The sequence below is a fragment of the Massilia mucilaginosa genome (assembly GCF_011682145.1).
In the GTDB taxonomy this organism is placed as follows: domain Bacteria; phylum Pseudomonadota; class Gammaproteobacteria; order Burkholderiales; family Burkholderiaceae_D; genus Telluria_A; species Telluria_A mucilaginosa.
Window position 1 is genome coordinate 1 of record NZ_WHJH01000375.1, and the last position, 279, is coordinate 279.

At 68.5% G+C, this 279-nt stretch carries 1 pseudogene; it reads right to left on the reverse strand.

The features are described 5' to 3' along the window. Nucleotides 1–279 (reverse strand): annotated as a pseudogene (locus F2P45_RS35235) (amidohydrolase); the annotation flags it as partial.

Below are 279 nucleotides of genomic sequence, written 5' to 3' on the forward strand. Positions count from 1 at the left end.
CAGGGCGCCGTCCGAATACAGCTTGACCGCGCGCAGCGCATACAGGTCGTTGGCGTAGGTCGTGAGCGGGCCTTTGGCCGAGAGCTGGTCGAAGTCGGCGCCGGCGTCGCCGATCATGCCGTACACGCGGGCGGTGAGCTTGCCCTGGTCGGCGTAGCTGCGGTAGAGCGCATCCTGGCTGACGTTGATGCCCGCATCGTGCACGCTGGTCAGGCCCATTTGCGCGATCTGCCTGAGGGCGCGCTCGAGGACCACCCGGGCCTGGGCGTCGGACTGCTT